The sequence below is a fragment of the Vreelandella lionensis genome (assembly GCF_044543515.1).
Classification (GTDB): domain Bacteria; phylum Pseudomonadota; class Gammaproteobacteria; order Pseudomonadales; family Halomonadaceae; genus Vreelandella; species Vreelandella lionensis.
Map to the genome: position 1 here is coordinate 46,225 of NZ_JBITWC010000022.1, position 19,798 is coordinate 66,022.

Below are 19,798 nucleotides of genomic sequence, written 5' to 3' on the forward strand. Positions count from 1 at the left end.
AAGTGCCGTAGCTATTTTTTTGATACATGCGCAGGCGCTAGGGTTTATGAGCCAGCGCCAAGTACTCGCGAGACTGCATCTCCTGGAGCCGCGACAGAGTACGCTGAAACTCAAATGTGAGCTTACCGTCGCTGTACAGCGACTCCACCGGCACCTCAGCGGACATCAACAGCTTTACGCCACGGTCATAAAACTCATCCACCATGTTGATAAAGCGCCGCGCCTGATCATCCGTTTTACCATCCATTCGCGGGACGTTGGCTACCAACACTGTGTGAAACTCCCGAGCAAGCTCGATATAGTCATTTTGGCTACGAGGGCCATCGCACAGCTCGGCAAACTCAAACCACACCACATCATCATGCAAGCGGCGAGTTTTCAGCACTCGGTGATTCACCTCCAGCGGTGCGCCCTCCTCACCCGGCTGTCCGGCAATTTCTCTGAAGCTGCGTGCCAATTCCTGCTCGGCAGCGTCATCTAAAGGCGCATGGAAAATTTCTGCACGCTCAAGAGCACGCAAGCGGTAGTCGACCCCTGAATCAACGTTGACCACCTCACAGTGACGGTTCACCAACTCAATAGCAGGCACAAATCGTGCACGCTGCAAGCCGTCTTTATAGAGGTCATTGGGTACAATATTCGACGTCGCCACCAGCACAACACCACGTTCAAACAGTGCTTCCAGCAAATTGGCCAGAATCATCGCGTCGGTAATGTCTTTAACAAAAAACTCATCAAAGCAGATTACCCTCGCCTCTGCCGCAAATTTACCGGCGATGAGCGTAAGCGGATTTTTCTCGCCCTTATAGTGTGTCAGTTCGTTGTGCACCCGCTGCATAAAGCGGTGGAAATGCGTGCGCATCTTCTCGGGAAACGGCAGTGCTTCATAAAAGGTATCGACTAAGTAAGTTTTTCCACGCCCCACGCCACCCCAAAAATAGAGCCCTTTCACCTGCGGTACTGGGGGTTTGGCCGGTTCATTTTTCTTACCCAGCAAGCCTGCCATTTTGGCCTTGATGCCTTTACTGGCGACTATCGCTTTGGGCACCGTGGTCGGCGATGACACCAACTCATCATAGAGGCGCTGCAGATGCTTCACTGCTTGTTCTTGGGCAGAGTCATATTGGAAATCGCTACGCTTGAGGTCTTCTTGATAACGCTCAAGCGGCGTTGGCCGGCGCGTTTGATCAGACGCCTGACGTGCAGATACTGATGCCATTAATGTGCTCCCGCAACGCATTGTCCAAGCCGTATCCTCGACGCGCCACCGCCCGCCAGATAAAGCTTGCTCAATAAAATGGGGCTAATTATACGCCGCTTAAACGCTAAGCGCATGAGTGGATTGACCCAACCGACTTAGACGCGCCTATAATGGGGCTGTTTTTAAAGCCACGCCCTGTGTTCAGTGGCGCGCATTACTTAGGGAGAAGACTGTGGAAGCAAGCTCGCCATTCACTTTTGCAATCATTGGATTAATCGTCGGTTTTATCATCGGCTTAGTGTGCTATCGACTTTTCAGCAAAGGTGCGCGGGATGCCGCTTCACTCAAGCAGACACTGCTTGAACGTGAACACCAAATCGCTGAACTAAAGAAAGGCATGAGCAGCCACTTAACGAGCATTCAGCAGCGCTTAGAAAACATTCGCCACGAAGCTGATCAGCTTGAGCAACAGGTAGAAAACGAAGCAACTCAGTGGAAACTATCCAGCGTTAAGCCGTCATCCAGCACCACCACAAGCGACACTGAAAACGACAGCAACGTGGCAATGCCTAGAGACTACGCAGCGGGCAAAAACGGTACGCTGTCAGAAGATTTTGGCTTAAAAGAGAGCCACCAACCTACTGAAGGTACAGCAGCACAACCTCCCCGCTACTAAGGCAAACGCCGCCATTACTGCCGCGTATCGCCAGCAGGGCACCCGATCAATGAGCGACAGGTGCCCTGCGCCCTTGAGTTAGGCAGGATTATCAATATCCACAAAACGATGCTCCACACCGAACTCACTGCCTAGCCACTCACCAAGTGCTTGGACACCATAACGCTCAGTGGCGTGGTGGCCCGCCGCAATATAGTGAATCCCCATTTCACGCGCCAAATGCGTGGTACGCTCAGATATTTCTCCAGACACAAACACCTGCGCCCCTGCTTCGTAGGCAGCGGTGATCATATCCTGTGCTCCGCCCGTACACCATGCGATTCGCTCTATAGGCTGCTCAGCAAACGGCGCTTCCACAACAAGAGGAGACCGCTGAAGCGTGGTGCTTATTTGCTCAGCAAGCTCACCTATACTTTGGGGCGCAACCAAACGCCCCGACCAGAGCAGCCCTTCCCCCAGCTCCCCATCCAAACAGCCTTCTACTTTCCAACCGAGCCGCTTAGCTAACTGAGCATTGTTGCCCATCTCCGCATGGGCATCTAATGGCAAATGATAGGCAAGAAGGCTTATATCATTGGCGAGCAACGTTTTAATGCGGCGCTGTTTCATCCCTGTAATAGGCACTGGCTCGTTTTTCCAAAAATAACCGTGATGCACCAACACCATGTCAGCCTGCCATGCTACCGCCTCATCCAACAGCGCCTGGCACGCCGTCACTCCTGACATCACTCGCTTGACGGTATCACGCCCTTCAACTTGCAACCCATTAACCGTAAAGTCCTTAAATTGCTCGGCTCGCAGCTGATGGTCACAAGCGGCGACAAGTTGATCGCGATGATTCACACTCACTCCTTAACAGTTTAAACAGCCACCGTGAGGCACAGCGGCATTCAGTGTTACCATAACGCCATTGTAAAACTCGCTCCGCATTATCGCGAACCTCGCGACTATTTAGACTGCCACCCGCTGAGGAATCCTCGCATGCACCGTTCTGTGCTGCCCTATTTATGGCCCATTACCACGGGGCTCTTGCTAGCTGCCGTGCTACTGCTCGCGTTCCCAGAGCAGTTGCCAAACCCGTTTCGACAGACTCCGCCCGCAGCGGTGGAAACACCCCCGGCACTGGTACCCACTACCAGCAACGAGCAGAGCACTAACCGACCTGCGCCCGACATTCGCCAAGCAGAACCTCTTGCCCGCAACCAGGGCCCGGCTAGCTACTCCGATGCAGTTAACCAAGCGGCGCCTGCGGTGGTGAACATCTATTCATCCCGGATTGTAGAGCGCGACCAGCATCCACTGATGTCAGACCCCTTTTTCCGGCAGTTCTTCAGCGGTGACGATGCCACAACCCATCAACGGATGCTCTCCAGCTTGGGATCTGGCGTCATTGTCAGCAAAGATGGCTATGTACTGACTAACCATCATGTGATTAATGGCGCGGATCAAATCCAGGTTGCCCTACGCGATGGGCGTGAAACGCTGGCCGAAGTGATTGGCACAGACCCAGAAAGCGACTTAGCAGTGCTGCGCATTGATCTTGAAAATCTACCGGTGATTGAGCTTGCCGACTCAGAACAGGTCGCCGTCGGCGATGTGACACTGGCAATTGGCAACCCCTTCGGCGTTGGCCAAACCGTCACCATGGGCATTATTAGCGCCACAGGGCGCAGCCATTTAGGGCTTAATGCATATGAGGATTTTATTCAGACCGATGCGGCCATTAACCCCGGCAACTCAGGCGGCGCACTAGTTAATCCTGATGGCGCTCTAGTGGGAATTAATACGGCAATTTTCTCACGTTCAGGCGGCTCTCAAGGTATCGGCTTCGCAATTCCCGCCAACCTTGCCCACAGCATACTCAATGAGCTGGTGACTCGCGGTCGCGTAATTCGCGGCTGGCTGGGCATTGAGGCTCAGGCGCTTTCGCGAGAGCTCGCAGCCTCGTTTGGGCTACGCACCCCACAAGGCGTGATCGTGGCAGGCGTGGTAAGCGGCGGACCTGCCGCACAGGCAGGCTTACAACCGGGGGATGTACTGCTCTCTATTGATGGCCAAGTCATTTTAGATGCACGCGCTACTATGAGTGACATTGCATCTATTCCTCCCGGCACGTCACTGCCTCTGACGATTGTCCGCGGCGGTGAGCGAATGGAGATGACGCTGGAGGTAGGCGAGCGCCCTGTGCCGACCAACGCAACATCAGCCGACAGGCAGAGCGGCTCTTAAAGCCGCCCTGCTGCACTAAACACACTGCCCGTTAATCGCGAATCCGGTACTCGGCAGAGCGAGCATGGGCAGTGAGGTACTCCCCACGGGCCAACACCGAAGCGACTTTACCCAGCTCAGACGCCCCTTCAGGGGAACAGTGGATAATGGAAGAGCGTTTCTGGAAGTCGTACACCCCGAGCGGTGATGAGAATCGCGCCGTGCCGGATGTCGGCAGCACATGGTTCGGCCCCGCGCAGTAATCTCCCAGCGCTTCCGACGTGTGGCGCCCCATAAAGATAGCGCCCGCATGGCGGATATCGTCTAGCCATGCCTCAGGCTCAGCAACCGACAATTCAAGATGCTCAGGAGCGATACGGTTAATCATCTCAACCGCTTCGGCCTGATCTGTACACAGAATCAGCGCGCCGCGACGGTTCAGGGATGCGCGGGCAATCTTTTCGCGCTCTAGCGTTGGCAGTAGCCGCTCAATAGAAGCCGCCACCGCATCGAGGTGCGCGGCGTCCCAGCTCACCAAAATCGCTTGCGCGTCTTCGTCATGCTCTGCTTGGGAGAAGAGGTCCATGGCAATCCAATCCGGATCGGTTTGCCCATCCGACACCACCATGATTTCGGAAGGCCCGGCAATCATATCGATGCCGACCTGGCCGAACACGGCCCGCTTAGCAGTGGCCACGTAGATGTTGCCGGGTCCCACAATTTTATCGACCCGAGGAACGCTTTGCGTACCGTAGGCAAGCGCGGCAACGGCCTGGGCGCCACCAATAGTGAACACGTAGTCCACGCCCGCTAGGTGCGCCGCCGCCAATACCAGATCATTCAACACACCATCAGGGGTAGGTACTACCATGACGATTTCACGCACACCTGCCACGTGGGCAGGAATGGCATTCATCAGCACGGACGACGGATAAGCCGCCTTACCGCCTGGAACATAGATGCCTGCCCGATCAAGCGGCGTAACTTTCTGCCCTAACACCGTGCCATCGGCTTCTTCATATTGCCAAGAGGTCGGTTTTTGCCGCTCGTGGTAGCGCTTAATACGCTCGGCAGCCATTGCCAGGGCATCACGCTGCTCAGCAGGCAAACCGTCATACGCCTTCTTTAACTGCTCTGGCGTTAGGCGCAATTGCGCCATCGATTCGACCGATAGACGGTCAAAGCGGTTGGTTGCCTCAATGACCGCCTGATCACCGCGTTGCTTAACGTCTGCCAAGATTTCCTCAACACGAGCCTGGACCGCTTTATCAGACACGCCCTCCCAATCCAGCAGCGCATCGAGGCGCTGATGGAAAGCCGTTTCACTGGTCGAGAGGCGGGCAATGGTGGCTGTGGTTGTATCGCTCATGATGAACCTCGTGTCATTCGATAGGCTGCGTCTGACGCTTTTTTACAGCACTTTCCAGGCGCGCTAGCAGCGGCTTAATACGGTCGTGCTTCATGGTCATCGCCGCTTTGTTGACCACCAAACGCGTGCTGATATGGGCAATGAGCTCGCGGGGTTCCATGCCGTTAGCGCGAAGCGTATTGCCAGTGTCGACGATATCGACGATCTCATCGGCCAAGTTCATGAGCGGAGCCAGCTCCATCGCCCCGTAGAGCTTGATGACCTCTGCCTGGATCCCCTGCTCGGCGTAGTAGCGACGCGCCACGTTGACGAACTTGGTCGCCACGCGGCGGCGTGCTTTGGCAGGGGGCTGCCCGGTAACACCCGCAGTCATCAGCTTGCAGCGAGCAATCTCTAGGTCTAGCGGCTCATAAAGGCCTTCCGCGCCATGCTCAAGCAGCACGTCTTTACCGGCGATACCCACATCCGCCGCACCTAGCTGCACGTAGGTGGGCACATCGGTGGCGCGGATAATTACCAGCTTGACGTCCGGCAAGTTGGTATCGAACAGCAGCTTGCGGCTTTTACTTAAGTCTTCAGCGGGCGTAATGCCCGCATCTGCCAACAGGGGCAGCGTTTCATCCAAAATACGCCCTTTTGAAAGGGCTAAAATCAGTTGCTTACTCATGGTCTAAGGCCAGTGTTGTCCGCGTGGCTTAGCCGGGGATACGGCGAATTTTCGCCCCCAGCAGCTGTAATTTTTCTTCGATACACTCGTAGCCACGATCAATATGGTAGATGCGATCGACCAGGGTCTCTCCTTCAGCCATCATAGCCGCAATGACCAGAGATGCCGAAGCACGAAGGTCCGTTGCCATCACCGGGGCTCCAGAAAGCTTATCAACGCCCTTAATTAACGCGGCGTTACCCTCCAGTACGATATTCGCGCCCATCCGGTTCAGCTCTTGAACGTGCATAAAGCGGTTTTCGAAGATCGTCTCCACCACCCGTGAATGCCCTTCTGCGACGGCATTCATAGCGACGAACTGCGCCTGCATATCGGTGGGGAATGCGGGATAAGGCGCCGTACGGATATTGACCGCCTTCGGGCGCTTGCCATGCATATCCAGCGAAATCCAATCGTCACCGCTGTCGATCTCCGCACCCGCCTCCTCCAGCTTAGCGAGTACCGCTTCAAGAATATCGGCCCGGGTACGCTTCACTTTCACCCGCCCGCCGGTCATTGCCGCCGCGACCAGGAAGGTGCCCGTCTCGATACGGTCGGGCATGACATCGTGCTCGCAGCCGTGCAGCGAGGCAACGCCATCGATAACGATGGTGTCCGTGCCGTGACCACGAATCTGCGCGCCCATCTTGATCAGGCATTCGGCCAGATCCACGACCTCCGGCTCACGGGCGGCGTTTTCAAGAATGGTGCGCCCCTCTGCCAAGGTCGCTGCCATCAGCAGATTTTCCGTACCAGTGACAGTCACGGTATCGAAAAAGATCGTTGCGCCTTTTAAACGGCCGTCGACACGGGCACGAATATAGCCCGCTTCAACGTGGATCTCCGCCCCCATGGCTTCCAGACCACGCAGGTGCAAATCCACCGGGCGTGAGCCAATGGCACAACCACCAGGCAGTGAGACATCCGCCTTACCAAAGTGCGCCAGCAGCGGCCCCAGCACCAGAATAGAGGCGCGCATCTTTTTCACCAGCTCGTAAGGCGCATGGCATTGAGTGACCTGAGAGCCATCCAGTTGAATGCTCAGTTTTTCACCCATCACAGGCTCAACGCCCATTCGTCCCAATAGCTCAAGCGTGGTGGTAATATCCTGCAAATGCGGCAGGTTACCGATAACCACCGGGCCATCTGCCAACAGGCTCGCGCATAGAATAGGCAGCGCGGCATTTTTCGCACCGCTTGCCCATACTTCGCCATCCACCGAGCCATTGCCCGTAATAATGAGTTTATCCATGGAGCGGCCGTTACTGAGCGTTTTCCGCCGCAGTTTGCCACTGCGTCGGAGTAAACGTTTTAATGCTGATAGCGTGCAGTGCGCCCGAAGCGATTTCCTCGCTAAGCGCTGCGTATACAAGCTGTTGACGCTTCACTGGAGAAAGACCTTCAAAGGCTTCACCAACTGCAATCACCTGAAAATTGCAGCCTTCACCCTGGATGTGAAACTCACACCCATCGATGCGGGATTCAAGCAGTGCTTTTACCTCGTTGGGTTGCATGAGACAGGAAACTCCTTTGGGGTCGTTGAAATAGTAAGCAATAGGCGAACATGATAAAGAAAAGCGACACGCTTGGCGATGCCGTGCAAGCCACCAATAAATAGAGCAGCCCGTGGGCTGCTCTAAAGATCGCTCAGTTCAAGCTGAAACGGATGAAGAAGTAAGCGCATCCAACTCCGCCAAAGAGGCCAGCCGCTTGAGCGGGGCCGACAAGACAATCGAACGAACCGTGATCTGCAGAGCTTGGCAAGCACGCAGCCATTCAAATAAGACACTAATAGCAACGCTGCTGGCCTTACTGACTTGCTCAAAGTCAAAGCAGACCTCTAAACACTTGGCACTGCGTAGCCATTTCACACCTGCAGCGGCCACCTCAGTCGCTACATTCATTGTCAGGTCGCCAGCAACCATGAGCGCATCACCCTGAATCGTTAGGGATACCTCTGAACGAGACAGCAGCGATGTCACGCGTCGCCTCCCTGCTCTAGCTCGTCCACACCTATTTCTGGTGCCCAACCACGGATGACCGCATCATAATCGCGGTTATTGTCACGCATGGCTTGGTCGAACTGATTACGGAAGGTCAAGCCCAGGTTAATGCCGTTGACAATCACGTTCACGACACGCCATTGGCCGTCAGAAAGACGCAGGCTATAGCTCACCGGGTAGACTTGACCATTGCTCGCCACGACTTCCATATCGACGCTGGCTTGATCTTCATAACGCTGGCCGCGCTGCTCGTTCAGTACACGCAACTCATCGTAATCAAAGGTCACCAACCCACGGGTGTAGGTATCGATCAAGGTTTGGCGAAATACATTGGCAAACTGGCTACGCTGTTCGGGCGTCGCATTACGGAAATAGCTGCCCATCACGCTGGCACCGATATAGCGAAAATCAGCCACTTCATTAAGGCTATCGTTTACTAGCGCTTTCAGCTCATCCAGGTTGTTAGCGTAGTAATCCTTTCTACCATTGACCTGACTCATGAATGATTCGATATTTTCACGAATCATCGCCTCTGGAGACTGCGTTTGCGCCTGGGCTATCAGCGGGGTTATCAGCAGCATTACCGCGAAAGCCATCCGCTGAACGAAAGCAGGTAAAACGTTATGCATCATACTGACCTCTTTACTGAAGATAACTGAACGCATTTAGTTGCTGACCATATTGGATACGAATTGCTGAATAAGTTCTTCAAGCACCAAAGCAGACTGCGTATCGCGAATAACATCGCCCTCCTCTAGCACGTCGGGCGCGCCGCCTACGCTCAAGCCAATGTACTGTTCACCCAACAGGCCTGCTGTCAATATCGCAGCGGTGGTGTCCTGAGAAAGCTGGCCTTCAAGCTCGCTATTAAGGCTTAGCGTCACGCGGGCATCATACCACTCAGTATCCAACTCTATTGCCTCTACCCGGCCCACCGTGACACCCGCCATGGTGACGCGTGCACGCGGTTTCAAACCGCCGATGTTGGCAAAGTTTGCCTCAAGACGGAACGTATCAGAGGGCGCTGAGAGCGTTAAGCCGCTGACTCGCAGGCCGAGAAATACCAGCCCTATGATGCCAGCCAACATAAACAGGCCAACGCCAAACTCCATGGTTTTGCTGCGCTTCATGACATTACTCCACCCTTAAAGGCCGCCGAACATAACGGCGGTTAAAACGAAATCCAGCCCTAGCACCGCTAACGAGGAGTAGACCACCGTACGGGTGGTAGCTCGAGAAATCCCCTCAGAGGTTGGTACTAGGTCATAACCCTGAAACACAGCAATCCAGGTCACCACCAGCGCGAACACCACGCTCTTGATCATGCCATTGCCGATATCATCGATGAACGACACGCTGGCCTGCATATTGCTCCAATAAGAGCCCTCAAACACGCCCAGCCACTCTACGCCCACCAAGTAGCCGCCCCAGATGCCTACCACGCTAAAGCCCACAGTAAGAATAGGCAGCGCCACAAAGCCTGCCCACAGCCTTGGAGCTACCACGCGTCGCAGCGGGTCTACCCCAATCATTTCCATACTGGTGAGCTGCTCGGTGGCCTTCATCAGGCCAATTTCAGCCGTTAATGCAGACCCTGCCCGCCCGGCAAACAGCAGTGCTGCCACTACAGGAGCCAGCTCACGTAGTAGCGAAAGCGCCACCATTTGGCCCAGCGCCTGCTCGGCGCCGAAATCCACCAAAATGGTATATCCCTGAAGCGCCAGCACCATGCCAATAAACAGCCCTGACACCAGCACAATGGCCAACGACAGCACACCAACAAAGTGCATTTGACGCAACCAAAGCGACCACCCTTCTCGAGAAGGCACGCCCACTGCCGATTGGGCGAGAAACACCGTGGCGCGCCCCAGGGCCTCGACCACATCACACCCTTTCCGACCCAGGCGGGTAACCCGCGCCGTGTAGTGAGAAAATTTAGACTGCATCTACCCTGCCTTAAGTGCTAAATCGTGACCGAGAATATCCCGGTAGAGCGTCTCTGCGGGATAGTGAAACGGCACGGGACCATCTGGCTCGCCGTGCATAAATTGGCTCACACGAGGGTCTTGATTCACCTCTAGCGAGCTCGGAGTGCCGTGCGCCACCACCTGCCCATCCGCAATCAGGTAGAGGTAGTCGGCAATACTCAACGTTTCCTTGATATCATGGGAGACCACTACCGAGGTCAGCGACAGCGCCTGATTGAGCCGCTTGATCAATTGCACCAGCACGCCCATAGAGATAGGGTCCTGGCCTACAAATGGCTCATCATAAAGGATTAACTCAGGGTCAAGTGCGACTGCCCGCGCTAATGCCACCCGCCGCGCCATACCCCCTGATAGCTCAGCGGGAGTTAAATGCCTTGCCCCCCGCAACCCTACTGCCTGCAACTTTAGCAACACTAAGTCGCGAATCATGGTATCGGGCAAGTCAGTATGCACCCGCAGCGGGAAGGCCACATTCTCGAAAACATCTAAGTCCGAAAACAGCGCACCGCTCTGAAACAACATTCCCATTCGCTTACGTAGCGTAAACAACGCCTTGCGTGACAGGCGGTGAACATCCTGCCCATCAATTAAAATCCGCCCGCGGTCTGGCGTTAATTGGCCACCAATAAGCTTCAATAGCGTTGTTTTACCCGTGCCGCTTGGCCCCATAATGGCGGTGACTTTGCCACGCGGAATGGTCATATTAACGCCACGGAAGATATCGTTATCTCCACGGGAAAAGTAAACATCTTCAATCTGTATGAAGGGAACATCCGTCATAAGCTGATTGACCTTCATCGTGTTGCCAGAACGCGTCAGTATAAACCGACTGGGCGCGGGGCAGTTTAGAAAACAGTGTTTTCGAAATATTATCGAACATCGTATCCTAACGCTACTCTTAGTAACAGTCGCGCAAATCATTGCCGTACAAACCATTCGTCAATAGAACTCACTAATACCGCGGGTACTTGCTGCATGCTTTAGCTAAACACTGCTTCAAGATGTTATTCTTACTAGTCACCTATTCACATCATGAAACGAGACACGCCATGCGTCAGCCACTCTCCACACCCAGCCAACTGCGTGAAAGTGCGCTGCGCACCTTGCAAATCGAGCAAGCGGCTATTGGGGGCTTGCAAGCCAAGCTAGATGAAGGCTTTGACCACGCCTGTCAGCTTATGCTTGCCTGTCAGGGACGCGTGGTAGTCACCGGCATGGGAAAGTCAGGTCATATCGCCGGCAAAATCGCAGCCACCCTAGCCAGCACAGGCACTCCAGCCTTTTTTGTTCACCCAGGTGAAGCCAGCCATGGCGACTTGGGCATGATTACCCGCGCCGATGTGGTTTTGGCACTCTCTAACTCCGGTGAAACCGCTGAAGTAACGGCCCTACTTCCGCTACTCAAGCGTCTTGGCACACCGCTGGTCAGTATGACTGGCCGCCCAGGCTCCACTCTTGCACAGCACTCAGACGCCCACCTGGATAGCGGTGTAGAACGAGAAGCCTGCCCGCTTGACCTAGCACCCACCAGCTCCACCACCGCCGCCCTTGCCCTAGGCGACGCCCTTGCTGTTGCCCTATTGGAAGCACGGGGCTTTACCGCTGAAGACTTTGCCCTCTCTCACCCTGGCGGCAGCCTCGGTAAGCGCTTACTACTGCGTGTTAGCGACTTAATGCACGATGGCTCACGGCTCCCTCAAGTAGCGCTGGGCAGCCCGCTGCGCGATGCACTACTTGAGATAACCCGCCAAGGACTGGGCTTTACCTGCGTGGTGGATAGCGAAGGCCGTCTTGCCGGGGTCTATACCGACGGCGACTTGCGTCGCACGCTAGACCAATACCACGACCTGCGCGATGTTCAGGTAGATGACGTAATGACGCGCCCCGGCAAGCGCATTGGTCCAGACATACTGGCTGCCGAAGCGGTGCGCATTATGGAAGATAACCGTATCACTGCACTGGCTGTTGTTGATGAACAGCAGCGCCCCATCGGCGCGCTGCATATGCATGACCTGCTTGCCAGCGGCGTTATTTAACGACTTTATACTGCTTTTTTGGCAATGGATGATGGAGGCTTTATGGCCCTACCTGATGCACTACTCGACCGGCTTCGCCGCGTAAAACTGCTTGCGATTGATGTAGACGGTGTACTTACTGACGGCCGTCTCTATTTTCAGGCTGACGGTATCGAAATCAAAGCGTTTCACACCCAGGACGGTCATGGCCTGAAGTTACTCAAGCGTGTCGGCATCCATGTGGCGCTGATTACCGGCCGTGATTCACCTATGGTGAGCCAGCGCGCTGCTGCCTTAGGCATCACTCACGTGCACCAGGGCTGTGAAGACAAACTCACTACCCTGAGAGCGCTTTGTCAGCGGCTTGATATCACCTTAGAACAGGTCGCCTACTGTGGAGATGACCTACCTGATCTTGCTCCGATCAAGCGCTCCGGTGTCGGTATTACGGTCCCCAATGCTCCGGACTACATGCACACCCATGCCGACTGGATCACTGAACGCCTTGGCGGACACGGGGCTGTGCGTGAAATTTGCGATACGCTCCTAACGTCTCAAGGGCACTGGGATGCCGTACTCGATACGTATCTGCACGGACAGTCATAATGCGCTTTAGGGTAAGAAAACGGGTCTGGATCACGGTAATGGTCATCGCCCTAGGCGGCGTGCTGGTTTGGCTAGACCCTCGCGGCCCCCAGGAGACTGAGATTGACTCTGAAGCTCGTGCCCAGGAACCTGGGCACGTATTAGAGAATGCCGAAATTACCCTATTTGGCGAAACAGGCACTATTCAGCAGTCTCTGGTAACCCCACGGCTGGTGCATACTCCGCAAACGGCAATGACTGACGTGCTGTCACCCCGTGCCACGCTGTTTGATAGCGAACAACGTGAGTGGCTCGCCACGGCGAACACTGGCACCCTCAATACCGAAACCCAAGCATTAACATTGGCAGGCTCCGCGCGGCTACTAGCGCCTGAAGAGGGGTGGCAGCTTGATACCGAACTATTAAACTACGACGGGACCACCCGGCATGCCTGGAGCGACACCCACGTAGTGTTGCAGCAGCCCCCTCAGCGTATGGAAGCCTCTCGAATGGATGTATGGCTGGATGACAGCCAAGTCCGTTTAACCAACAACGTGCGCGGCGTTCATCCGCCGGCCACCCGTTCCCCTTAGGAGTCGCGATGAATGCTCTAATCCGCACTGCACTTTTTGCCCTAGCCGTGCCGCTTGTCACGATTGCACTGCCTGTAGCGGCACAAAACCAAGCGCCTATTCATGTGGAGGCCGACCGGTTAGACCTTGACCAACGAGCAGGGACAGCCGTGTACACCGGTAACGTTGACATTCGCCAAGGCAATATGCAGCTACGCGGCGAGCGTGTCGAAATTCAGCGTAACGATGCTGGCGAGTTGTCTCGCGCCATCGCTACGGGCGAGCGTGCTTACTTGCGTAACCAAATTGAAGACCAAGAAACCCCTATAGAAGGCTGGGCGCGTCGGATTATTTATCACGTTTCCGAACGCCGGGTTGAGCTGATTGACCAAGCTGAGCTGACCCAGCAAGGAGATCACTTCCAAGGTGGACGTTTAGAGTACTTTATCGATCAAGAAGTAGTACAAGCACGCTCTGACGTTAGCGGCAGTGAAAATCAGCGTATTCGTATGACCCTTCAGCCCGAACAATAGGAAGTGGCCACGTGGCAGCATCAACATCCCCAGAACCCACACCAGTAAAAACGCTCTACGCCCATCATTTAGCGAAGAGCTATAAGCGCCGCCGTGTGGTTAAAGATATTAATCTGGAAATCACTCAAGGTAGCGTGGTTGGGCTACTTGGCCCTAATGGTGCAGGTAAAACCACCTCGTTTTATATGATTGTGGGGTTGGTCAAATCGGATGCGGGCAAAGTAGGCATTGACGACCTTGACCTCACTCATGCTCCTATGCATGAACGCGCCATGGCAGGGATTGGTTACCTACCCCAGGAAGCTTCCATCTTCCGCAAGCTCTCCGTGGCCGACAACATTATGGCCATTTTAGAGACACGCAAAGAGCTTGATCGAAGCGCCCGGGAAGCACAACTTGAGTTACTACTTGAAGATTTTCACATCACTCATATACGCGACAACTTAGGCATGAGTCTTTCTGGGGGCGAACGCCGCCGTGTTGAAATCGCCCGCTCTTTGGCCACCGAACCGGCCTTTATCCTGCTGGATGAACCTTTTGCCGGGGTTGACCCGATTTCCGTTGGGGAAATTAAAACTATCATTCGAGCGTTAAAGAAACGCCACATTGGTGTATTGATCACCGACCATAACGTTCGTGAAACGCTGGATATTTGTGATATTGCCTACATTGTTGGCGACGGTCACATCATTGCCAGTGGAAACGCCCAGGAAATCCTCAACAACCAGAAGGTTCGAGATGTCTATTTAGGCGCCGATTTCCGCCTTTAAACAGTGACCTGCAGAAGCATTTCTTTTAGTGGCATGCTTATTGCACTTGCACCAAGCCATAACTCGCTCTAGGGTGGAGCTTTCTGATTAACGAGTGGTTCTCAGATGGTCATGAAAGCTTCTCTCCAATTGCGTATCGGCACACAGCTGACCATGACACCTCAGCTGCAGCAGGCTATCGCCCTGCTTCAGCTATCGACGCTGGACCTTCGTCAAGAAATTCAGCAAGCGCTAGATGCCAATCCCATGCTTGAGCAAGAAGATGAGTTTGGCGAGCAGGCTGTCAGTGAGCCTCAAGAGGCTGAGTGGTCCGAGAGCATCCCCAACGAACTCTCCGTCGACAGTGACTGGTCAGATACCTATCAAGACATAGGCAGCCTGGGTGGCAGCAGTGAAGGCCCCGACTTCGAGCGCCAAGCCGCTGGACAAAGCCTACATGGCCACCTGCTATGGCAACTGGCCATGACAGACTTTAGCCCGCGAGAATACGCCATCGCGGAAAGCCTGATTGATGCGCTGGATGCCAACGGCTATCTCACCCAGCCGCTTAATGACATTCGGGAAGGATTAAAAGCCCAAGGCCATGACAGCTTAAGCCAGCGGGAAGTGGAAAATACCCTGCTGCGCTTGCAGCAATTTGAGCCCACCGGCGTCTTTGCCCGAGACCTGCGTGAATGCCTGATGCTGCAACTCGCCTCACTACCCGAGGACACCCCGCTGCTAATGCCCGCCAAACGGCTGGTTCGCCAGTTTTTGGAAGCATTAGGCAAAGACGATATGCGGCTTCTCAAGCGCCGTTTAAGCCTTGATGACGAGCAGCTTGACGATGTCATCCGTTTAATTCGCAGCCTTGACCCACGCCCTGGGAGCACCTATGGCGTTACCGACGACAGCTACATCACCCCCGACCTAGTCGTTCGGCATGACAATGAAGGCTGGCATTTAGAGCTCAATCCAGAAGCACTACCACGCTTGCGTATACAGCCCGACTACGCCAGCTTGATCAAACGCGCAGACAAAAGCCAAGACAACCAGTTCCTCAAAGAGCACCTCCAAGAAGCCCGCTGGCTGATCAAAAGCTTATCGAGTCGCAATGACACGCTGCTACGAGTTGGGCGTGAAATTATTGCACGCCAAATTGGCTTTCTGGAGCATGGCGAAGAAGCAATGAAACCGCTGATTTTAGCGGATATTGCTGAAGCGGTAGAGATGCACGAATCCACCATATCCCGTGTGACCACGCAGAAATTTATTCACACGCCGCGGGGCGTTTTCGAGCTTAAGTACTTCTTCTCAAGCCAGGTAAGCGGCCAAGACGGCGGCGACAGCCACTCCAGCACAGCCATTCGTGCCCGCATCAAAAAGCTGATTCAGGATGAACCCTCAGGAAAACCGCTCTCCGATAGCCGCTTGGTGACTCTACTTGAAGAGGGGGGCATTAGCGTTGCACGGCGTACTGTCGCAAAATACCGGGAGTCAATGGGCATTCCCTCGTCAAGTGAGCGCCGTCGTTTACGCTAGTTAAACGGTACGTATGAACAAACTCAACGCAAGGGCTTTGCAATAGCGTAAAAAGGGTTACAATCGAAGTACAGTCCGATGGATAAGGAGCACGTCAATGCAAGTAAACATCACTGGTCATCACGTTGAACTGACTGACGCCTTGCGTGACTACGTTAACGAAAAGCTGGAACGCGTTGAACGCCATTACGACAACATTACCACGGTGCAAGTGACCTTATCTGTTGAGAAGGAGCGCCAGCAAGCAGCCTGCACACTGCACGCTGCCGGTGCAGACCTTCACGCCGAAGCGCTTGATAACGACATGTATGCCGCTATTGATGCGCTAGCAGACAAAATCGATCGTCAACTCGTTAAACATAAGGAAAAAGCACAAGCTCGCGCCCAGGGCGCTGGTGTGCGTTAACTCAATGACGTTGGAAACCATCCTCCCCCCGGAGCGCGTGCTTTATGACGTTCCCGGGGGCAGCAAAAAACGGGTGCTGGAGTTTTTCAGCACCTTTATCGCCCAAAATACACCCAGCCTAGATAGCCAAGAGGTGTTTAGCCGCCTCATTGGCCGCGAGCGACTAGGCAGTACGGGGATAGGCAACGGGGTTGCCATCCCCCACGCTCGCAGTCCTCACTGTAGCGCACCCATTGCTGGCTTTTTAAAGCTTGCTGAGCCAGTAGACTTCGACGCCATTGATGGCGACCCGGTGGATCTTGTGTTTGTGCTGCTGGTACCAGAAGAGGCAGATGACACCCACCTAGCACTGCTTGGCCAAGTGGCTACTATTATGAACGACGCCCATACGCGTCAGCAGTTGCGTAAAGCCGATAGTCAGCGCGAACTCTTAGCACTTATTACCGCCAAGATTCGCGAACAAGCCGCCTAGGCTTTATGGGCGGTGGCCACTGCACGCAGCGATAATTTCCTCCTATGCAAGCCAAGAGAGACGCTATGCAACTGGTGATCATTAGCGGCCGTTCAGGGTCCGGTAAATCTATCGCCTTACAAGCGCTAGAGGATCTTGGCTACTACGCTATCGACAATTTACCCGCCATGCTGCTGGGCTCATTAGTTGATGAACTACGTGAGCAAGGCGAGCGCACTCACTTAGCAGTGAGCATTGACGCGCGCAACCTTCCTACGGCGCTTGAACGCCTCCCAGCTTTACTGGAAGAACTACGCCAGCGAGAAATTCGTTTTCAGGTCATCTATCTGACCACGGATGCGCGCATTCTTTTGGAGCGTTACTCAGCCACCCGCCGTCGCCATCCCCTTACCCGGGATAGCGAAATGACGTTGGAAGAGGCCATCAATAAAGAAGAAGAGACGCTGCTTGAAATTCGCGATCTCGCTGACTTGTTGATCGATACGTCGCGCTTATCCGTGCATGATCTGAGACGCCGCATTACTGATCAAGTCGCCCACCAGCGAAAAGATCAGCTAACGCTGACGTTTGAGTCGTTTGGCTACAAACGCGGCGTACCCATGGATGCCGACTTAGTCTTCGATGTTCGCTGCCTGCCCAACCCTTATTGGGACCCTACTCTGCGCCAATTTACAGGGCGTGATGCCAATATAGTGGCGTTTTTAAGTAGCTACCCAATGGTCGAGGCAATGACCAATGATATTCAGGAGTGGTTGGAAAAGTGGCTTCCGGCTTACCAAAATAGCCAGCGAAGTTATATGACCGTGGCTATTGGCTGCACCGGCGGGCAACACCGCTCTGTTTATATGGTCGAACAGCTTGCTAAAAAGCTGGTTAAACAGACCGGAGAAGTACAGTTGAGACACCGTGAGCTGGGGTTACAATACACGCTGAGCGAAGAGCCAGCGGTGCCATGCGTTACCACACCCGCCGCTGCCAGCACGCCCTGAGTGTCAGGACCTAATTTTTAAGGCCTAAGCTTCTCAAGACCTAAGTTTTTTTAAGACCTAAGTTTCAAGACCCACTCGGCAAAAAGGAACCAGAGTGCCCGAAAGAACCTTAACACTTACCAACCAGCGTGGTCTTCATGCCCGCGCGGCCACCAAACTGGTGAAATGTGGCCAGCAGTTTTCCGCGAACATCGTGGTTTATAAGCAGCAGCAGAAAGCCGATGCCGCCAATATTATGTCGCTGCTGATGCTGGCCGCCCCCTGCGGCACCGAGCTTACTGTCGCCGCTGAAGGAAGCGACGCCGAACAGGCGCTAGATGCCATTGAAGCTCTATTCGACGCACGGTTTGACGAAGACCAGTAGCTAGTTTACCAAGCCAGCACTGTCGATTAGCTTCCTGCCACTGTCATCGCATCAATCAGCCAGCTACCCGTGTGAATACTGCCACGGGTATCCGTATCACTTCCCACACCGCTCAGCCCCGCGAACATCTTGTTGAGGTTACTAGCAATAGTGAACTCCTCAATGGGGTACTGTACTTCGCCATTCTCAATCCAGAAACCCGCCGCTCCCCGGGAATAGTCGCCAGTGACGCCGTTAACACCCTGCCCCATGAGCTCGGTCACCCAAATACCACGCCCCATCTGTGTTAACAGCTCTTCCCGCGGCGTTAACGGCGCTAACAAGCGCAGGTTGCGCGCGCCGCCCGCATTGCCCGTGGACTGCATTCCTAAACGACGCGCGCTGTAGGCAGAGAGCATGTAGCTCGCCACCTGCCCCTGATCAATAAACCGGTTGCTACGGGTTTGTACACCCTCCGCGTCAAACGGTGAACTAGCCGTTGCTCCCACTTCCAGCGGGCGCTCTTCTAACCCAAACCAATCGGGGAATAGCGGGCTACCCAAGCGGTCACATAAAAACGAGGCTTCTCGATAAAGCGCGCCGCCCGCCAGAGCACCCATAAGGTGGCCGATAAGGCCGCTAGCAAGGGAGGGATCAAACAGCACTGGAAACGTACCTGTCGGGGGGCGTCGCGCTCCTAGACGCCGCAACGTTCGCGCTGCTGCCTCGCGCCCCACCTCCTCTGGGTGGCGAAGCTGCTGCGGGTTACGCGCAGACGTATAGTCATAATCCCGCTGCATGCCTTGCCCATCTTGGGCAATCAGCATGCAGGAGAGTGAGTGACTGCTACCCTTTTGAGTCCCCAAAAAGCCGTGGCTATTGGCGTATACTCGCACGCCCTCACCGCTTGAGAGCGAGGCACCTTCTGACTGGTGAATACCTGCCACCTCGCGGCCAGCCTGTTCGCAGCGCAGGGCAAGGTCAATCGCTTCATCAGTTGAGAGCGCCCACGGATAGTGCACCTTCAAGTCTGGCAAATGGGTCGCCATCAGCTCTGCTTCAGCGAGGCCTGCAGCGGGATCTTCCCCGGTATAACGTGCAATAGCCAGCGCCTTTTCAACCGTGGCACGAATGGAGGCACTACTGGCATCCGTTGAGGAAGCGCTACCTTTACGTTTTCCCACATAGAGCGTGACCGCAATACCCTGATCACGAGATAGCTCAACGGTCTCCACTTCACCAAGTCGCACACTAACGCCCAACCCTTGGTCAACGCTCGCGCCGACTTCGGCGGCATCCGCCCCTAGCTGTTTTGCCAGGGCAAGCGCCTCTGTGGCGCGCTCCGTCAACTGCGCCTGCTGCGCCGTTGCATCAAATGCCTGTGCCATATGGCCTCCTTTTCGCCTGAATCGCATTGGCGAATCAATGTTGTGGTCGCAGC

The 19,798-nt window shown here is 54.8% G+C and carries 24 protein-coding genes; 12 read left to right on the forward strand and 12 right to left on the reverse strand.

From position 1 onward, the window contains the following. Positions 1-37: 37 nt before the first annotated feature. Entirely contained in the window at positions 38-1,219 is a 1,182-nt protein-coding gene (zapE, locus tag ACIGG6_RS13885; protein WP_399845187.1) for a cell division protein ZapE, read from the reverse strand. Between the two features lie 214 nt (positions 1,220-1,433). On the opposite strand from zapE, the gene ACIGG6_RS13890 reads away from it, so the two are divergent. Next, complete coding sequence (locus tag ACIGG6_RS13890; RefSeq protein ID WP_054641297.1) at positions 1,434-1,877, forward strand: ZapG family protein; 444 nt, start codon at positions 1,434-1,436, stop codon at positions 1,875-1,877. Positions 1,878-1,955: 78 nt separating this feature from the next. Here ACIGG6_RS13890 and ACIGG6_RS13895 read toward each other — a convergent pair whose 3' ends face one another. Continuing rightward, on the reverse strand, positions 1,956-2,720 hold the full coding sequence (locus ACIGG6_RS13895; protein WP_392567143.1) for a Nif3-like dinuclear metal center hexameric protein: 765 nt from the start codon (positions 2,718-2,720) through the stop codon (positions 1,956-1,958). Between the two features lie 138 nt (positions 2,721-2,858). Between ACIGG6_RS13895 and ACIGG6_RS13900 the strand changes: the two genes are divergently transcribed. Then, positions 2,859-4,106 carry a Do family serine endopeptidase gene (locus ACIGG6_RS13900; RefSeq protein ID WP_399845189.1) on the forward strand — a complete coding sequence of 416 codons (1,248 nt, stop codon included), beginning with the start codon at positions 2,859-2,861 and terminating at the stop codon, positions 4,104-4,106. A gap of 31 nt (positions 4,107-4,137) precedes the next feature. Here ACIGG6_RS13900 and hisD read toward each other — a convergent pair whose 3' ends face one another. From hisD to ACIGG6_RS13945, 9 genes are all read right to left on the reverse strand, one after another. Continuing rightward, positions 4,138-5,454, reverse strand: coding sequence for a histidinol dehydrogenase (gene hisD, locus ACIGG6_RS13905; protein ID WP_399845192.1), 1,317 nt, complete (start codon positions 5,452-5,454; stop codon positions 4,138-4,140). 13 nt (positions 5,455-5,467) lie between these two features. Next, positions 5,468-6,121 carry an ATP phosphoribosyltransferase gene (hisG, locus tag ACIGG6_RS13910; RefSeq protein WP_054641296.1) on the reverse strand — a complete coding sequence of 218 codons (654 nt, stop codon included), beginning with the start codon at positions 6,119-6,121 and terminating at the stop codon, positions 5,468-5,470. A 28-nt stretch (positions 6,122-6,149) separates the two neighbouring features. Beyond that, positions 6,150-7,412: a UDP-N-acetylglucosamine 1-carboxyvinyltransferase gene (gene murA, locus ACIGG6_RS13915; RefSeq protein ID WP_253501764.1), complete on the reverse strand. Its 1,263-nt coding sequence runs from the start codon at positions 7,410-7,412 to the stop codon at positions 6,150-6,152. 10 nt (positions 7,413-7,422) lie between these two features. After that, positions 7,423-7,674: a BolA family protein gene (locus ACIGG6_RS13920; protein WP_044629957.1), complete on the reverse strand. Its 252-nt coding sequence runs from the start codon at positions 7,672-7,674 to the stop codon at positions 7,423-7,425. A 138-nt stretch (positions 7,675-7,812) separates the two neighbouring features. Beyond that, entirely contained in the window at positions 7,813-8,142 is a 330-nt protein-coding gene (locus ACIGG6_RS13925) for an STAS domain-containing protein (RefSeq protein ID WP_044629956.1), read from the reverse strand. Next, positions 8,139-8,759 (reverse strand): phospholipid-binding protein MlaC, encoded by a 621-nt coding sequence (locus tag ACIGG6_RS13930; protein ID WP_399845223.1) that lies wholly within the window; start codon positions 8,757-8,759, stop codon positions 8,139-8,141. Before ACIGG6_RS13930 ends, ACIGG6_RS13925 begins: the two co-directional genes overlap by 4 nt. Positions 8,760-8,828: 69 nt before the next feature. Next, positions 8,829-9,293, reverse strand: a complete 465-nt coding sequence (gene mlaD, locus ACIGG6_RS13935) for an outer membrane lipid asymmetry maintenance protein MlaD (RefSeq protein ID WP_253501768.1) — start codon at positions 9,291-9,293, stop codon at positions 8,829-8,831. Positions 9,294-9,308: 15 nt separating this feature from the next. Further along, positions 9,309-10,109 carry a lipid asymmetry maintenance ABC transporter permease subunit MlaE gene (gene mlaE, locus ACIGG6_RS13940; RefSeq protein ID WP_044629953.1) on the reverse strand — a complete coding sequence of 267 codons (801 nt, stop codon included), beginning with the start codon at positions 10,107-10,109 and terminating at the stop codon, positions 9,309-9,311. Then, the gene (locus ACIGG6_RS13945) at positions 10,110-10,931 is read right to left on the reverse strand and encodes an ATP-binding cassette domain-containing protein (RefSeq protein ID WP_399845195.1); all 822 of its coding nucleotides are present in this window, start codon (positions 10,929-10,931) and stop codon (positions 10,110-10,112) included. A 269-nt stretch (positions 10,932-11,200) separates the two neighbouring features. On the opposite strand from ACIGG6_RS13945, the gene ACIGG6_RS13950 reads away from it, so the two are divergent. The 10 genes from ACIGG6_RS13950 (at position 11,201) to ACIGG6_RS13995 (ending at position 18,378) form a co-directional block, all read left to right on the forward strand. Further along, a complete protein-coding gene (locus ACIGG6_RS13950) occupies positions 11,201-12,187 on the forward strand; it encodes a KpsF/GutQ family sugar-phosphate isomerase (RefSeq protein ID WP_253501770.1) in 987 nt (328 codons plus the stop codon). A 42-nt stretch (positions 12,188-12,229) separates the two neighbouring features. Next, positions 12,230-12,772: a KdsC family phosphatase gene (locus tag ACIGG6_RS13955; protein ID WP_253501772.1), complete on the forward strand. Its 543-nt coding sequence runs from the start codon at positions 12,230-12,232 to the stop codon at positions 12,770-12,772. Next, positions 12,772-13,344, forward strand: coding sequence for an LPS export ABC transporter periplasmic protein LptC (gene lptC, locus ACIGG6_RS13960; protein ID WP_399845198.1), 573 nt, complete (start codon positions 12,772-12,774; stop codon positions 13,342-13,344). Before ACIGG6_RS13955 ends, lptC begins: the two co-directional genes overlap by 1 nt. A gap of 8 nt (positions 13,345-13,352) precedes the next feature. Beyond that, entirely contained in the window at positions 13,353-13,856 is a 504-nt protein-coding gene (lptA, locus tag ACIGG6_RS13965) for a lipopolysaccharide transport periplasmic protein LptA (protein ID WP_399845199.1), read from the forward strand. Between the two features lie 11 nt (positions 13,857-13,867). Beyond that, positions 13,868-14,626: an LPS export ABC transporter ATP-binding protein gene (lptB, locus tag ACIGG6_RS13970; RefSeq protein WP_253501780.1), complete on the forward strand. Its 759-nt coding sequence runs from the start codon at positions 13,868-13,870 to the stop codon at positions 14,624-14,626. 105 nt (positions 14,627-14,731) lie between these two features. Beyond that, positions 14,732-16,147: an RNA polymerase factor sigma-54 gene (locus tag ACIGG6_RS13975; protein WP_044629947.1), complete on the forward strand. Its 1,416-nt coding sequence runs from the start codon at positions 14,732-14,734 to the stop codon at positions 16,145-16,147. A 97-nt stretch (positions 16,148-16,244) separates the two neighbouring features. Continuing rightward, positions 16,245-16,553, forward strand: a complete 309-nt coding sequence (gene hpf, locus ACIGG6_RS13980; RefSeq protein WP_027335376.1) for a ribosome hibernation-promoting factor, HPF/YfiA family — start codon at positions 16,245-16,247, stop codon at positions 16,551-16,553. Between the two features lie 4 nt (positions 16,554-16,557). Next, complete coding sequence (gene ptsN, locus ACIGG6_RS13985; protein WP_044629945.1) at positions 16,558-17,025, forward strand: PTS IIA-like nitrogen regulatory protein PtsN; 468 nt, start codon at positions 16,558-16,560, stop codon at positions 17,023-17,025. A gap of 65 nt (positions 17,026-17,090) precedes the next feature. Continuing rightward, positions 17,091-18,014 (forward strand): RNase adapter RapZ, encoded by a 924-nt coding sequence (gene rapZ, locus ACIGG6_RS13990; RefSeq protein WP_399845204.1) that lies wholly within the window; start codon positions 17,091-17,093, stop codon positions 18,012-18,014. A gap of 94 nt (positions 18,015-18,108) precedes the next feature. After that, a complete protein-coding gene (locus ACIGG6_RS13995) occupies positions 18,109-18,378 on the forward strand; it encodes an HPr family phosphocarrier protein (RefSeq protein WP_253501784.1) in 270 nt (89 codons plus the stop codon). A 26-nt stretch (positions 18,379-18,404) separates the two neighbouring features. Here the strand turns inward: ACIGG6_RS13995 and pmbA are convergent, their stop codons facing one another. Further along, a complete protein-coding gene (gene pmbA / locus ACIGG6_RS14000) occupies positions 18,405-19,745 on the reverse strand; it encodes a metalloprotease PmbA (protein WP_399845206.1) in 1,341 nt (446 codons plus the stop codon). Positions 19,746-19,798: the final 53 nt, after the last annotated feature.

Coding starts and splice junctions, on each gene's coding strand:
- zapE (WP_399845187.1), bottom strand. CDS start 1,219: ATGGCATCAGTATCTGCACGTCAGGCGTCTGATCAAACGCGCCGGCCA.
- ACIGG6_RS13900 (WP_399845189.1), top strand. CDS start 2,859: ATGCACCGTTCTGTGCTGCCCTATTTATGGCCCATTACCACGGGGCTC.
- hisD (WP_399845192.1), bottom strand. CDS start 5,454: ATGAGCGATACAACCACAGCCACCATTGCCCGCCTCTCGACCAGTGAA.
- hisG (WP_054641296.1), bottom strand. CDS start 6,121: ATGAGTAAGCAACTGATTTTAGCCCTTTCAAAAGGGCGTATTTTGGAT.
- murA (WP_253501764.1), bottom strand. CDS start 7,412: ATGGATAAACTCATTATTACGGGCAATGGCTCGGTGGATGGCGAAGTA.
- ACIGG6_RS13920 (WP_044629957.1), bottom strand. CDS start 7,674: ATGCAACCCAACGAGGTAAAAGCACTGCTTGAATCCCGCATCGATGGG.
- ACIGG6_RS13930 (WP_399845223.1), bottom strand. CDS start 8,759: ATGGCTTTCGCGGTAATGCTGCTGATAACCCCGCTGATAGCCCAGGCG.
- mlaD (WP_253501768.1), bottom strand. CDS start 9,293: ATGAAGCGCAGCAAAACCATGGAGTTTGGCGTTGGCCTGTTTATGTTG.
- mlaE (WP_044629953.1), bottom strand. CDS start 10,109: ATGCAGTCTAAATTTTCTCACTACACGGCGCGGGTTACCCGCCTGGGT.
- ACIGG6_RS13945 (WP_399845195.1), bottom strand. CDS start 10,931: ATGACGGATGTTCCCTTCATACAGATTGAAGATGTTTACTTTTCCCGT.
- ACIGG6_RS13950 (WP_253501770.1), top strand. CDS start 11,201: ATGCGTCAGCCACTCTCCACACCCAGCCAACTGCGTGAAAGTGCGCTG.
- ACIGG6_RS13955 (WP_253501772.1), top strand. CDS start 12,230: ATGGCCCTACCTGATGCACTACTCGACCGGCTTCGCCGCGTAAAACTG.
- lptC (WP_399845198.1), top strand. CDS start 12,772: ATGCGCTTTAGGGTAAGAAAACGGGTCTGGATCACGGTAATGGTCATC.
- lptA (WP_399845199.1), top strand. CDS start 13,353: ATGAATGCTCTAATCCGCACTGCACTTTTTGCCCTAGCCGTGCCGCTT.
- ACIGG6_RS13975 (WP_044629947.1), top strand. CDS start 14,732: ATGGTCATGAAAGCTTCTCTCCAATTGCGTATCGGCACACAGCTGACC.
- hpf (WP_027335376.1), top strand. CDS start 16,245: ATGCAAGTAAACATCACTGGTCATCACGTTGAACTGACTGACGCCTTG.
- ptsN (WP_044629945.1), top strand. CDS start 16,558: ATGACGTTGGAAACCATCCTCCCCCCGGAGCGCGTGCTTTATGACGTT.
- rapZ (WP_399845204.1), top strand. CDS start 17,091: ATGCAACTGGTGATCATTAGCGGCCGTTCAGGGTCCGGTAAATCTATC.
- pmbA (WP_399845206.1), bottom strand. CDS start 19,745: ATGGCACAGGCATTTGATGCAACGGCGCAGCAGGCGCAGTTGACGGAG.